The sequence below is a fragment of the Candidatus Pedobacter colombiensis genome (assembly GCA_029202485.1).
Taxonomy (GTDB): Bacteria; Bacteroidota; Bacteroidia; order Sphingobacteriales; family Sphingobacteriaceae; genus Pedobacter; species Pedobacter colombiensis.
Genome location: CP119313.1, coordinates 3310212 through 3324819, shown reverse-complemented (window position 1 = coordinate 3324819; position 14608 = coordinate 3310212). Strand labels below are relative to the sequence as shown.

General features: G+C 42.3%; 14 protein-coding genes and 1 tRNA gene. 14 read left to right on the top strand and 1 reads right to left on the bottom strand.

Annotated features, from left to right (window positions below; genetic code table 11):
- Positions 1–12: 12 nt before the first annotated feature.
- From P0Y49_13945 to P0Y49_13885, 13 genes are read left to right on the top strand one after another with little or no spacing between them, the layout of a single operon-like run.
- The gene (locus tag P0Y49_13945) at positions 13–2472 is read left to right on the top strand and encodes a TraG family conjugative transposon ATPase (GenBank protein WEK17901.1); all 2460 of its coding nucleotides are present in this window, start codon (positions 13–15) and stop codon (positions 2470–2472) included.
- Complete coding sequence (locus P0Y49_13940) at positions 2469–3143, top strand: conjugal transfer protein TraI (protein WEK17900.1); 675 nt, start codon at positions 2469–2471, stop codon at positions 3141–3143. Before P0Y49_13945 ends, P0Y49_13940 begins: the two co-directional genes overlap by 4 nt.
- Positions 3144–3161: 18 nt before the next feature.
- Complete coding sequence (locus P0Y49_13935; protein ID WEK17899.1) at positions 3162–3803, top strand: hypothetical protein; 642 nt, start codon at positions 3162–3164, stop codon at positions 3801–3803.
- A gap of 6 nt (positions 3804–3809) precedes the next feature.
- Positions 3810–4442: a TerB family tellurite resistance protein gene (locus P0Y49_13930; protein WEK17898.1), complete on the top strand. Its 633-nt coding sequence runs from the start codon at positions 3810–3812 to the stop codon at positions 4440–4442.
- A 12-nt stretch (positions 4443–4454) separates the two neighbouring features.
- Positions 4455–5699, top strand: a complete 1245-nt coding sequence (gene traJ, locus P0Y49_13925) for a conjugative transposon protein TraJ (GenBank protein ID WEK17897.1) — start codon at positions 4455–4457, stop codon at positions 5697–5699.
- Positions 5700–5710: 11 nt separating this feature from the next.
- Positions 5711–6328 (top strand): conjugative transposon protein TraK, encoded by a 618-nt coding sequence (gene traK / locus P0Y49_13920; protein ID WEK17896.1) that lies wholly within the window; start codon positions 5711–5713, stop codon positions 6326–6328.
- A gap of 2 nt (positions 6329–6330) precedes the next feature.
- Positions 6331–6801, top strand: a complete 471-nt coding sequence (locus P0Y49_13915; protein WEK17895.1) for a hypothetical protein — start codon at positions 6331–6333, stop codon at positions 6799–6801.
- Positions 6788–7654, top strand: coding sequence for a site-specific DNA-methyltransferase (locus tag P0Y49_13910; protein WEK17894.1), 867 nt, complete (start codon positions 6788–6790; stop codon positions 7652–7654). Before P0Y49_13915 ends, P0Y49_13910 begins: the two co-directional genes overlap by 14 nt.
- Positions 7655–7664: 10 nt before the next feature.
- The gene (gene traM, locus P0Y49_13905) at positions 7665–8951 is read left to right on the top strand and encodes a conjugative transposon protein TraM (protein WEK17893.1); all 1287 of its coding nucleotides are present in this window, start codon (positions 7665–7667) and stop codon (positions 8949–8951) included.
- Between the two features lie 25 nt (positions 8952–8976).
- On the top strand, positions 8977–9831 hold the full coding sequence (gene traN / locus P0Y49_13900) for a conjugative transposon protein TraN (protein ID WEK17892.1): 855 nt from the start codon (positions 8977–8979) through the stop codon (positions 9829–9831).
- A complete protein-coding gene (locus P0Y49_13895) occupies positions 9831–11066 on the top strand; it encodes a hypothetical protein (GenBank protein WEK17891.1) in 1236 nt (411 codons plus the stop codon). Before traN ends, P0Y49_13895 begins: the two co-directional genes overlap by 1 nt.
- Positions 11067–11102: 36 nt before the next feature.
- Positions 11103–12128, top strand: coding sequence for a hypothetical protein (locus tag P0Y49_13890; protein ID WEK17890.1), 1026 nt, complete (start codon positions 11103–11105; stop codon positions 12126–12128).
- Positions 12125–12439: a hypothetical protein gene (locus P0Y49_13885; GenBank protein ID WEK17889.1), complete on the top strand. Its 315-nt coding sequence runs from the start codon at positions 12125–12127 to the stop codon at positions 12437–12439. Before P0Y49_13890 ends, P0Y49_13885 begins: the two co-directional genes overlap by 4 nt.
- A gap of 255 nt (positions 12440–12694) precedes the next feature.
- On the opposite strand, the gene P0Y49_13880 is transcribed toward P0Y49_13885, so the two are convergent.
- Positions 12695–13555, bottom strand: a complete 861-nt coding sequence (locus P0Y49_13880; GenBank protein WEK17888.1) for a DUF2971 domain-containing protein — start codon at positions 13553–13555, stop codon at positions 12695–12697.
- Between the two features lie 737 nt (positions 13556–14292).
- Here P0Y49_13880 and P0Y49_13875 point away from each other — a divergent pair.
- A tRNA-Pro gene (locus P0Y49_13875) sits at positions 14293–14366 on the top strand.
- Positions 14367–14608 lie beyond the last annotated feature (242 nt).

The window sequence follows — 14608 nt, the reverse complement described above, 5'->3', positions numbered from 1 at the left end:
AGGATTTTGCGCATGGAAAAGTGGATAGATGATATTATGCCCATACTGGGCATAGAGCATAACTGTATTTTAAGTAAACAGGGCGATATAACGGTTGCCTACAAAGCAACGCTGCCGGAGATTTTTACCTTATCGGATCATGAATACGAGTCCTTTCACCAGGCATGGGTAAAGGCCATCAAGTTACTGCCCAAACATACGGTGTTTCACAAACAGGATTGGTTTGCGAAAAAGCAATATGAACCTACCAAAGAAGAAGACACCAATTTTTTGGCCGCCGCATCAGGACAGTATTTTAAGGGCCGTGTTTACCTGGAACATAGTTGTTATATCTACCTGACTAAGAAGCCTGATGGCCGAAAACTAAGCAGTTCTTTATTTTCCAACCTGCTTCGAAAAAGTATTGTACCGGAACAGACTATTAAGGCAGATATGTTGCAACGGTTTATAGACAGTTGCGGGCAGTTCAAAAAAATATTGGAAGACTCTGGCCTCGTAAAGTTGGAGCGGATATTGGACAGCGGACTTGGCAGTGGGCATCGCAGCAAAGGGGTTATTGAACATTATTGCAACCTTGCAGCGCAAGCAAAAGGTTTATCGGTTAGTGACATAGAGTTTAGGGATAGCATTACCGTTGGATCAAAGCAATGCCAGTTATACACGTTAGCTGATGTCACGGATCTTCCGGCACTTTGTGGGAGCAGGATCAACTATGAAAAATTCAGTACCGACAGGACCAAGTTCAGCATGGGATTTGCCAGTTCACTCGGCCAACTCCTGGACTGCGACCATCTTTATAACCAATATATCTTTATCGAAGATGAGCGTCAGACCATCAAGAAACTCGAAAGCAAAAAGCTCAGGCTGCAATCACTCTCTGCTTATAGCAGGGAAAATGCAATTTCGCGTGATGCGGTCAATGATTTTTTAAATGAAACGATCAGCGAACAGCGGCTTCCGGTAAAAGCGCATTTTAATGTGCTGCTCTGGTCAGAAGATAAAAGCGAATTAAAAGAGCTGAAAAACAAAGTCAGTTCAGCACTTGCCCAGATGGATGCCGTGGCAAAGGAAGAAACGGCAGGAGCCGCACAGATATTCTGGGCAGGGATTCCGGGCAACGCAGCGGATTTTCCTATCAATGATACCTTCGATACCTTTCTGGAACAAGCTACCTGTTTTCTGAACCTCGAAGGTGAACCACTAAGTGTGCTTCCACACCAGGGTATCAGGTTCTGCGACCGGCTTTCATCAAGACCCATTTATGTGGATCTCTTTGACCGTCCACGTGATAGCGGAGTAACCAGTAATATGGGAACACTTGTTTGTGGTACCAGCGGTGGTGGCAAGTCGATGACGGTAAACCACATACTTCATACCCTTTACAGGCAAAGCGCCCATTGCCTGACAGTTGATATTGGAGGAAGCTACAAGAGCTTAGTTGAACTCGTAGGTGGCTATTATTTTACTTACGAGGAATCAAACCCTATAAAATTCAATCCTTTCTTTTTGCCTGAAGGCCAGGAGCTCGATACCGAAAAGAAAGAAAGCCTGAAAAGCTTACTTGTAACGCTCTGGAAACAGGAGAATGAGAATTTCAACCGCAGTGAATATGTCGCACTTTCCAACGCCATGAGTGGTTACTATGAATACCTTGATCAGAATAAAAACGTTTTCGCCTGCTTCAATACCTTTTATGAGTACCTGGAAACGATTTACGTTGGTGTTTTAAAGCACCATAAAGTAAAAGACAAGGATTTTGATGTCGACAACTTTTTATACGTGCTGCGTCCTTATTATAGAGGTGGAGAGTTCGATTACCTGCTCAATGCTACGGAAAAGCTTGACTTATTGGGTCAGCAGTTTGTGGTTTTTGAACTCGATAACATCAAAGACCATCCCATTTTGTTCCCGGTGGTGACGCTCATTATCATGGAACTCTTTATCTCCAAAATGCGCAAGTTAAAAGGCACCCGTAAGGTGCTGGCGATTGATGAGGCATGGTCTGCCATTGCAAAAAGTGGCATGGCAGCCTTTTTAAAGTATGCCTTTAAGACGATCCGAAAATTCAATGGCGTGCCTATCGTTATCACGCAGGAACTAGATGATCTGATCAGCTCACCAATTATCAAAGATGCCATTATTAATAATGCAGATATTAAAATCCTGATGGACATGAAAAAGTTCATCAACAAGTTTGATAAGCTTCAGGACACATTGGGACTTTCCGAGAAAGCCAAGACCATACTGCTTTCTGTCAACAAAGATGACCGTGAAATCTTCATTGACCTCGGCGGTCAGGTACAAAAGGTATATAAGAACGAGTTATGCCCCGAAGAATATTACGCCTTCACCACAGAGGGCAAGGAACGGGTAAGGGTTGCTGAATACGCAGAGCGGTATGGAAGTATGGAAGCCGGAATTGCGGCCATGACAAAGGAAAGTAACGCTAAAAATAAAGAGGAGGTAAAATGAAAAAGCGAATCATGATTGTAATAATGATGCTGGTTATGCTGGCACCTGTAAAACAGACACATGCCCAGATACCCATACTGGAAATCATAAAGGCCGGTATAAAAAAAGTGATCCGCGCGGTTGACCTGCAAATCCAGCGGCAACAAAATAAGGTCATCTGGTTGCAGAACGCACAGAAAGTCCTTGAAAATGCACTATCCAAACTGAAGCTAACTGAAATCAGCGAATGGACCGAGAAGCAGAAAGACTTATACAAAACCTATTTCGAGGATTTAAAAAAGGTAAAGGCTGTGATCAGCTATTACCAAAGGATTCGGGAGGTGGTAGAAAAACAGAAACTTATTGTCAGCGAATATCAAAGGGCATGGGCACTGGTCAGGAGCGACAAGCATTTTACCCCATCTGAAATCGAATACATCGGAAAGGTCTATAGCGGCATATTGGAACATAGTGTGGATAATATGGAGGAACTCTACCTGGTCATTAATTCATTCCGTACACAAATGACTGACGCCAAACGATTGGAGATGATAGCTGGCGCTGCCCTAAAGGTGCAACAGAACTATATCGACCTAAGGGCTTTCAATGCCGATAATTCCATGCTGAGCTTGCAGCGCTCAAAGTCACAGCAGGAAGTGGACATGGTCAGGAAACTTTACGGTATACAGTAACAACAAAATTTAATAATTATGAAACGAATGATCACATTATTGTTCCTTGCTTCCCTTGCAATTGGGGCACAGGCACAGACTTTCGGGGAATGGTTCCGCCAGAAAAAAACACAACGCCAGTACCTGATCCAACAGATAGCTGCATTGCAGGTCTATATAGGGTATGCCAAAAAGGGCTATGAGATTGGAAAAGATGGGTTGAACCTCATAGGTGATATCAAAGACGGGGATTTCAACCTACACAAAACATACTTTGGATCACTCACTGCCGTAAATCCGGAAATCAAAAAGTACAGCCGTATAAAAAAGTGCTTTTACCTACAGGATAAAATAACAGCCTTGCGGGATAAGACGCTCCGGCAACTCAGGGACAGCAAAATGCTTACCCTTAGTGAAGGCAGTTATTGTGAAAGTGTACTCGGGCGGCTTGTAGCACAAAGCGATGACACGATCTCTTCACTCAGGCTCATTACGGAGGATGGTAATTTTTCGCTCAAAGATGACGAGCGGCTGCAAAGGATAAACGCCATGTACGAAGACATGGCAGATAAATATGAGTTCGCTTTATCGTTCAGCAACAATGCCCTTGCACTTGTCCGCAGCAGGTACAGGGATTATGAAGAATTGCAGGACATGGGCATTTTAAACGCCATTAAATAAAGGGATATGAAAAAGATAATTTTTGCAATGCTCCTGTTCCTATTGGGTTTCGGGACTTTAAATGTCCGGGCACAAAGTGATGAAGCCATCCAGCTGCTGTTAAATGTTGAAAAACTGACCCAGTTCAAACAGATCCTCAGCGATATGAAGAAAGGATACACGGTATTAAGCAAGGGATACAAAACCATCAAAGACCTGTCTGAAGGTAATTTCAGTATGCACAAGCTTTTTATTGATGGGCTTATGGAAGCAAGCCCTACGGTCAAAAAGTACTATAAGGTAGGCCGCATCATTGAATACCAGATCGTGCTTATCAAAGAATATAAAAATGCTTATTCAAGATTCAAGGGGAGCAACCTGCTTAACACGAGTGAAATAGCTTATATAGGTAATGTATATAGTAACCTGCTGAACCAAAGCCTGCGTAACCTCGATGAACTGGCCAATGTCATTACCTCCGGCAAGCTGGAGATGAACGATGACGAAAGGCTCAAAGCCATTGATGGTATCTATGATGAAATGGAAGATCAGCTCAGCTTCCTAAGAAGCTTTAACAACAACACATCGCTACTGACCAGCCAGCGTTACAGGGAGAAACAGGAAATAGAACGTAGCAAGCAATTGTATAACCTACCATAAATAAAACAACATATGAGCAAGTGGAGAGGAATCATCCTATGGATGATAGTGGGGATGGTATTGCCCTTATCAGGTCAGGCACAGGGCATGGCAAAAAATATTAAAAGCATGCAAAGCGTGTTGGAGCAGTTGTACAATGAGATGATGCCCAAATGCGATAAACTTATTGGTGTAGGTAGTGGCATAGCAGGCTTTGCAGCCCTGTTTTATATTGCTTCCAGGATATGGCGCCATATTGCCAATGCTGAGCCGGTGGATTTCTATCCCTTGTTCCGGCCATTTGTGCTGGGCTTCTGTATCCTAAATTTCCCAATGGTGATTGCAATGATCAATGGGGTAATGAAGCCCACCGTTACCGGAACAGCGGCGATGATGGAAGATTCCAACAAGGCCATCGAACTCCTGCTAGCGGAAAAAGAAAGGCTGGTAAAGCAAAGCGCTATTTACCAAATGTATGTTGGCCAGACCGGTAGCGGCGATAAGGACAAATGGCTGAAATATACCCAGGGCTTAAAGGATACAGACCCTGCACCCGACGAGGGTTTCCTGGCAGGGCTGGGCAGCGACATCTCTTTTGCGATGGCAAAGGCATCTTACAATTTCCGCAATAGCGTCAAGCAGTGGATGAGCGAAGTACTCAATGTGCTTTATGAGGCAGCGGCACTGTGTATCAATACGCTGAGGACTTTCCAATTGATTGTCCTTGCGATCCTTGGCCCGCTGGTCTTTGGTATTGCCGTCTTTGATGGCTTCCAGCATACACTCACAGCATGGCTTGCCAAATACCTGAACATCTATTTATGGTTGCCTGTGGCCAATATCTTCGGCTCAATCATCGGCACGATCCAGGAAAACATGCTCCATATCGATAACAGCCAGATTGCCCAGCATGGCGATACTTTTTTCAGCCCTTCGGATACAGGCTATCTCATTTTCATGATCATTGCCATTGTGGGTTATTTCACGGTGCCTTCCGTTGCCGGCTTTATTGTCAATTCCGGCGGTGGCGGTGCCATGGGACAAAAGGTAACCAGTATGCTGAGCAGCAGTACAAGCATGGCTACAGGAAGGATGGCACAGGGTGTTTCCAATATAGGTGACCTTAAAAAGAACTTTAATGAGGGCTATTCCGGAAAAGACGGAGGCAGTGGGTTAAGCGGAGCCGTCGGCAGGGGCATTGGCGGGACTTCAGCCTATATGGCCAGTAAGTTATCCGGCAATAATGGTAAAGATAATAGTGATGGTAAAACCTCTTAAACAGCAGCAGTATGTTTACTAAAACAAAAAACATAGATACGGCCTTCCGCCAGATCAGGTCATTTACCATTGCCGTTATAGCAGCATACACATTAGTTTGCGGCTATTGCATCTACAATAGCTATACAATCATTAAAGTGATGCAGGCCAAAGTTTACGTGCTGGCAAACGGTAAGGCCCTGGAGGCTTATGCCTCAGAGCGAAAGGACAATATCCCTATAGAAGCGAAGGATCACATCAGCACCTTCCATCAGTGTTTTTTCACTTTGGCGCCGGATGATAAGCTCATACAGGCCACCATTACAAAAGCGCTCTACCTGGCCGATGAGACTGCAAAAAGGCAGTACGATAACCTGAAGGAACAGAACTATTACAGCAATATCATTTCCGGTAATGTCAGCCAATCCATCACCACAGATAGCATTATTGTAAACACCGATGTTTATCCCTTTGCCTTCCGCTTTTTTGGCAGGCAGGAGATCACAAGGGCCACCACCGTTACCATGCGGAGTTTGATAACAGAAGGCTTTTTAAGAAATGTCCCCAGGAGTGAGAACAACTCACATGGTTTCCTGATCGAAGGTTGGCATACTTTAGAAAACAATGATTTAAGTATTAAAAACAGATAGGGATGGGATTTTTTAAAAGAAACAAAAGCAGTGGGCTTGCTGCGGTAAGTGATAAAGTAGCCCGTGGTATAGCAGGGGCTATCAATAAAGCACAGCACCGTTGGGTAAAGGCCATGGAAAGGCTTTCGGCCAGGCTTTCCATGAAGACGAAGGCTATTGTGCTCTGCACTTATCTAACGCTTATGTTTTTTGCCTGCGGATATACCATCGTAAAAAGCATAAGGAACTGGCACAGTAGTATCGTTGTGGAAACGCAATCCACTATGCCTGCGATCATAACGCAACATAGACATAGGCCTCCGTCAAAGCTAAATGAAGACCCTGTTAGAAACAGGATTCATTTATTCCGGCATTGGATGGATAGCTTAAACACCACTAAAGAAGGGAAGCAACAAATAGATAGCTTCCTGAAAACAAGGCCAGGATTGATGGACAGTATTGAGATGACAGGAGGGATATATGATGGAAATTAACAGGAAGGGGGATCGGAAAACGGAATTATGGGATCGGATAATTGAAGGGGATTGCCTGGAAGTAATGGAGCGTATAGAAGATGCCAGTGTTGACCTGATCCTCTGTGACCTTCCTTATGGGGTAACCAATAACCGTTGGGATACTATCATTGACATGAAAAGGTTGTGGGGGCATTATAAGAGGGTCATTAAGCCACGTGGTGTGATAGCATTAACTGGACAACATGCATTTACTGCAAGGCTCATCATGAGCAACCTTGCCTGGTTTAAGTATAAGATTGTATGGATTAAATCAAAGGCAGGGAACTTTCTGAATGCTAATAAACAACCGTTACGCCGACATGAGGATATCTGTATTTTTTATAACAAACAGCCTTTATATCAACCACAAAAAACCGAGGGAATACCATATGACAAAGGTATCCGGCAAGATAATGCATCAGGAAGCTATGGCAATTTCAAGGAGTTCCCGGTTAAAAATACCGACGGTAAAAGATACCCAACGGATGTGCTGTGTTTTGAAGAGGAGGACATTGCAGACTGGGTATATACAAGTGTTGCATCAGACACCGATGGCGTCTATCATCCCACCCAAAAGCCTGTTTCATTGGGCAGGTGGCTGATCCGGACATTTACCTGTCCCGGTGGTCTTGTACTGGATAATGCCTGTGGTAGTGGCAGTTTTCCGGTAGCTGCAATACTGGAAGGACGGCACTTTATCGGCATTGAAAAAAATGACAGGTCTTTTCACATGGGAAAACGGGTGGATTATATAGCTATCTGCCTTAAAAGGATAAAGGATGCCTGGATGCAGGTGAAACAAGCGGATTTATTTAACAACGAACCATTTTAAAACAACGATTATGGAAAATCAAGCCAGCAATTTAAAGAAGGAAAGGCAGAAAAAGTTCCTGACCGTACTGCCCATTATTGTCATCCCATTTTTGACCCTGATATTTTGGGCGATGGGTGGCGGGAAGGTAGAACAGGCCAAAGCGGAGGCATCAAACAAGAAAGGTATTAATAATATACTTCCCGATGCGAACCTAAAGGATGATAAGGGCCTTGATAAGATGAGCTATTATGACCGGGCTTCAAAAGATTCCGTACGGATTGGCCAGCAATCCCAAAATGACCCCAATTACCAATCCGGTAATTTGCCAGGTGCCTATTTACCTAACAGTCCTTACGTTTCAGCTTATCAGCCACAACCGGTGCAGGGCCTCAATACCTCGCCTTATACGGGAGCCGGATACAATGACCCCAATGAAGCAAGGGTCTTACAAAGGCTTGCTCAGCTCAATCAAGCAATGAATCAGCCAAGCCCATTACCTACCCAGGATAATAAAACAACAAATGTCATGGGCGCTTTGGATGGTGAGGCTGTAAAAAGACTGGAGGCTATGATGCAACAGATGCAATCCGGCAGTACACAGGAAGACCCTGAGACCCGGCAGCTCAATAGTATGCTTGAAAAGGTATTGGATATCCAACATCCGGAAAGGGTGCAGGAAAAAATCAGAAAGACATCGGAGGCCAGGCGCAACCAGGTTTTTGCCGTTTCATCGGGAATGAAACGAGAGGTAATCTCCATCCTCGATAAAAAGGTGACATCTGCTATTGCTACCAGTGATAACGGATTCTATTCCCTGGATGAAGATAAAGGTAGTGATGCACAAAATGCCATTGATGCCGTGGTGCATGAAACGCAGGTGATCGTAAATGGTTCTACGGTAAAACTCAGGCTCCTGGATGATGTCTATATCAATGGTAAACTTATCCCTAAAGATAATTTCATCTATGGAACGGCCTCGCTAAGCGGCGAACGCCTCGTCGTAAAGGTTACAGGCGTAAAATATTTAAAATCGCTTTTCCCCGTCGAGCTTTCTGTGGTAGATATCGATGGGATGGAGGGCATCTACGTTCCGGGCGCTATTGCCAGGGATGTTGCCAAAGCGTCCACGGAACGGGCCATACAGGATATCGGCTTTGGAAGTATGAGCGATAATATCGGGATACAGGCAGCAGGCGCGGGCGTGGAAGCCGCAAAATCGCTGTTCAGTAAAAAGGTAAAACTGATCAAAGTAACGGTAAAAGCAGGTTACAGGGTATTACTGCGTGACGAAAAACAAAAAATGGAGAACCAATAATTCAATTAATAATTTAAAACAGACGATGATGAGAAAGATTTGTGCAGGATGGATATCGCTGATGATCCTTTTAATTTCAGGTGGCCCGCTGATGGCCCAGAACCTTGTTGGTGGTGTGCAACAGGCTGCTATAGCTGCTTTACCACTACAGATCACCTTTGACAAGACCACTAATTTGTTGTTCCCTTATCCGATTAAGAGTGTAGATAAGGGAAGCAAGGGTGTACTCGCCCAGATTGCAAAAGGGGTAGAGAATATTTTGCAGATCAAGGCTGCCAGGCAGGGCTTTGCAGAAACCAACCTTACCGTAGTAACGGCAGATGGCAAGTTATATTCTTTTATGCTAAGTTATACTGACAACCCTTTGATACTTACGATTAAGATCGGCAGCAATATAAACTACCCAAAATCAGATGCGCTGTTTAGTTACCGGAGCGATAACGAAGCCAGGGTAAGTGACCTGACCGAGCAGATCAGTACTAAGAAACCAATACTGAAAGGCATTTCAGATGAAAAGTATGATGTTGCTATTGGGATGGATGGTGTTTACATCAAGGATGACAAATTATATTTCCAGTTCTCCCTTGCCAATAATTCCAATGTGGATTACGGTGTGGATGCGATCCGCTTTTATATCCGTGATAAGAAAAAATCAAAACGTACGGCATCGCAGGAAATTGAGTTAAGCCCTGTACAGGTCGCAGGCAATACCGAAATTATCAGGGGGCAATCCAGACAAAATTTTGTGATCGCTTTGCCCAAGTTCACGATCCCTGATAAGAAACTGCTTTTTATAGAACTGATGGAAGCCGGTGGTGGCAGGCATTTATCGCTTAAGGTGCAAAACAAGATCATTGTTGGCGCTAAAACAATTATGTAATGAAAATCAATACCGGCGATATAGATGGATTGGTTAGCCTGCTTCAGGAAGCTATGGTTAATGGACATGAAGTGGTGCTTTATCATGATGGGCCACAATTTTCCAAGGAAGGTATGGCAACTTACAGGGACGACTTTGATGCATTTGGGCATGATTACAGTAATGGACCCAGTACACATTATTATGCAATGGCTACGATCCAGCCTGTCCTGGAGAAATTACTCCAGCTTCAGGAGAAAATAGAAGTATTTAAAGGCCAGGAGCAGAGCCGTTCCATATCTTTTGATATCCCACAAATTATGTCAGATTATTATTTCAATGTTAATTTAAAAGCTAAGGTTATGAATGAGCAGAATGTAGAGTACCTGGAAAGGCAATTACAGAAAACAGGTATGGGAGAGATCCCCAAAGAGGATTTGCTGAGTAAGATCAGTGAGGGACAGGAAACGTTCACCTTATTACTGGAGAAAAAGTACGGTAACGATACCGCTGTAGCAATGCCGGTCTTCAGGAAATCGGACAAAGGCAACTATTTTTTTAACAGTTACGATATGACTGTCAAATCTGAGGACGGAAAGTCCATTACCCAAAATTTCAAGGTGCGCAGCCCACAAAGCTATGTGGTTGAAAAGGGGGAAACACCGAAGGAAGATAAAAAGGAATGGATCAATAGCACCATTACCTTTAAGGAAGCCTTTAACCTCCTGCAAGGCCGCTCGGTAAATAAGGAGTTTTTAAAGGTGGATAAGGCAGACGAACGCAACAGCGTCAAATTTGATTCCTGGCAGTACCTGGACTTCAAGAATGCAGATACAAACGGAAATTATCCGGCAGTATTTACAAAACCTTTTGATCTGGAAAAGGAACTGGGAAAATATCCTGTTAAGGAACTCCTCAGTGAAACCTATAAAAGTGAGTTGATTTCCTCCTTAAAGCGCGGCAACCGCCAGAGCGTTAATTATATCAATAAGGATGATACAAGAGAGAAGATGTATCTGGAAGCCAATCCTAGGTACGGGGTTTTAAAGGTGTATAACACACAGATGAAACCGGAAAGCCTTTCTTTTAAATCTAAGCCAGCCCTTTCCGAAAGTAAGGAGCAGGGCCAAACACAGTCAGAGGGGGTTCAAAAGGAGAATAAGCCATCTAATAAACAAAGCACAGATGGTGAAAAGCCGGAGGTTCCTAAGCCAGAAAAAGTAGTCAAGAAAAATAAGAAAGGCTTGGCTGCCTAGCTATTCCACTCATTAACGCTATAATCTAACCATATCATGAAAGAACCACTGGAACATTTTGAGCAGGAATTGGAGGCATGGCAGGCTCGTGAGCAAAAGTTTGAAAAACTCTTTGGTCCCGCCATACTTAAAACCAGTGCCTATTTAAAAGAAAAGCTGGCCATGTTTGAACAACTCGAATATAAATATGGTGCTGTGGAGCTTGGGTCGACCGGATCAAGCCTGCTGAGGCAGCGCAGGAGGGAAATAGAAAGAGCCGTTTATCCCAGCCCTGTAGTTAGGGCTTTGTACCGGCTTGCAAAGGCAGTACTATCAAACAGCAATAATTTTGCCTATGAAAAGCAAATCCTGAACAACTACAAACAAGTCCATGCCCAGGTACAGGCTTCGGGGTTCTCCATTGGGGAAGGCCAGGTGGAAAGGATGGTCCGGCAGGGAAACAGGGAGTGCACCCTCCCTGTTTCTTATTTCGTAAGCGAAAAAGAGAAGATGGACTTCGAATTGAAGTTTGTGAGGGACAATGCAGGAGAGTACCAAATGCAGGGATATACCGCCCAATACCAGTCCCTTGGTCCAGATGCGCTAAACAGGAGATGTACTTTTAGTAAAGATCAGTCAGTGGATATCTCTGCACGCCAGTGCTATAACCTGCTTGCAGGGAGAGCTATTTGTATAGATCATGGTCAAGGTAAGGGCCAGTGGATTCAGCTGGATTTTAATGATAAGGATGCAGCCGGAAATTTTAAGACGAAAGTTTTTCCACCTGATTATGGTTTTGACCTTTCAAAATCCATTTCAGATTTGGCTATTGTGGAAGCGCTGAATTTCTCTGCGAAAGCTACCTTAATGGATAAACTAAGTGAGGGTGAGCGGATTAGTGTTACCAATGAAAAAGGTCAGCAAGTTGAAATAGAGGCAAATCCGCACAGGCGAAGATTGGATATTTATGAGAAAGGTATTTTGAAAAATGGGACTGATAGAATTGCCAGTGCCGGATTTAAGGAAACCAGGCAAGCAACAATGAAAGTAGTTAAACCAGCAAAGGCTAAGGGGATCAGATGAAAGCAGGGAACGGTTATATGGAAGATATGTTGCTGCCTGTCCGGTCATTTTTTGTAGCAATACAAAGTGATCCAAGGATAGGGGCAACCCATATAGCTGTTTATATGGCATTGTATTGCAAATGCCTTGCGGAAGGTGACAATGAAATCCGTGTTTTTGCTAGCGATATTATGCCAGTTGCAAAAATTTTCAGTAGGATGACTTATTGTAAAGTCATTAATGACCTTTGTAGTATGGGCTATATTGAATATAAGCCATCTTTTGTGAAACCAAGCCTGATCAGGTTATTGTATATTAAATCAAGTTTATAAAAAAGAGAGGGGATAAATGGAAGATGATGCAAAGAAACTTGTGACAATTGCACACTTAAAAGAGTTTAGGGATGAAATAATTGTGGAAATTGGCAAACTAATAAAAAGGAACTTACCTAATTCTAGTAAAAAATGGCTAAAATCATGCGAAGTGAAAAAGTTTCTTAATGTGTCATCTGGGACCTTACAAACGATGCGCAACAAGTGGTGTGATTACTTTCATGAAAATTTATAAGGTATAGCAGAAAGCCATTTTCACTTTATCAGTCTGTATTCTAATGGATGCCTTTTCATATGGAAAAACGGAATTTTTCGATTTTCTAGATAATGAAATAATTGGTCCTTAAGCTCGGTGCTGTTTAGATCAAATCTAGTACCTAGGTAAACTGCTATCGGGTTTCCAATAGGGATTTTATTCAGAAACTCCGGACCTTGTCTAAAGTAGGTATATCTCCATTCTGCTTCATATTCCCAATCCTTTGATTTTATGAGTGTAGAGCCAATTTTACGAATTATATCAAGTTCTTCTAGTAAGCCAATCTTAAATATTTTTTCGCTATAGACGATGGGCTGAAGGAAAGGTCGTATTTTATCTTCATTGACTAAATCGTATTCAACGCAAATCCCTTTGTGTTGATCGGCATAATGACTCCAAAGCAACAAAGAATCATTGATTTCGCTGAAACTACAAATCTTGATATACTGGTTTGATTCTTCCCGTATTTGTTCCCAACGCTCTTGTATTTTCTTCAGTTGCTGCTCTGGTGTCAATGACAAAACAATCTTTTTTTTACAGCAGGTTTCTATATAAGTCTTGTAAGGTGTTTTACTTTGGGTAAGTTCTTTTATTTCACTTTTTGTAAGTTCCAGCTTAAATTTTTGCTTAAAAAATTCATGAAACTTTTCATCTGAAAAATAATGGCGCAAACATTCGTCATTGTCAAATTGAAGTGAACACTCAAAAGGATCATTAAGTGTATTAATCTCAGCACACCAGATATAGTTTTGCGTGAGATTGTCCAAGCTAAGCTCGCTAAGACCCCGATACTTAAAAAAAGAAGAAGGAAGATTTTGTTCCTTTAAACCAAATGCCTTTTCATAGTTTTCAGACATCATATATTCCCAATATTGTAGGGTCCAAACTCGCTTTCCGGGGGCCATTTTTATTCCGTTAAAATTATTTAAAAAGTTGAGCGCAGAACTGGAATCTAAGAGATATTATTGTGAACCAGTATCATTACTAATTAAGGTTGGAAAACCTTGAAATTCTGTCCTAACAGCATTTCCATTTCCTGTGTATCCCAAAGAGGTCTTGATTTGATTCTCTCCTGAAATACCTTCTGTATCTCTATATTGACTCAAATTATTATCTAGAAACAAGTTTCAAGTATGGTATCTGTTTGGAATTTAGCTATTTTATTATTGGCAGCAATTGAAGCGAGAAGTGTCTGAGAAATTAAATTAGATAATTCCTGAGAGCTGATCTGGGGACATTCCTTTTCTTCCATATCATAGCTATTATAAAACGAACATACAGAATTATTCAGATCACCCAACAATTAGTTTTGTATTTACTATTCGAAACAGTGCATTTGTAAAAGTCAAAAAGGTTCTTTTAAACAGACTGACACAATAATGAATATGGAAAATCATTTTCAGAATTTAATCTTAAACTATTTTGAAAACAAATTTGGAGTTTACAAAATCATTCGTACATTTGCAACCTCAAACAGCGGTTAAGGCCGCTAATTTGTTAAGATCTTGTACTAAATGGTTCGAACTTTGTACTGTGAGGACGACAAAACTACTTGGAAGAGTAGTTTAATATTGACCAGTAAAAACAGATACCAGTTCGGGGTGTAGCGTAGCCCGGTATCGCGCCTGCTTTGGGAGCAGGAGGTCGTAGGTTCGAATCCTGCCACCCCGACATTATAGAAGTCAAATTCTAACAAAAACCCTCTAAATGTAACAGTTTAGAGGGTTTTTTCATTTTAGTCATATCAAAGAAAAGCAAAGAATATCAAGGTTTTTATGCCCTATTCTACACCCTCTTTTTTTCAGCTATAATTGTCTTTCGATAAAAAGTAAAAGTCACTGTTTGAGTTTTTTATTTTACCGCCTTTTTTTGCTACTAAATTTTGCCTCCGATTTTAAGAAAAAATGTGAGGG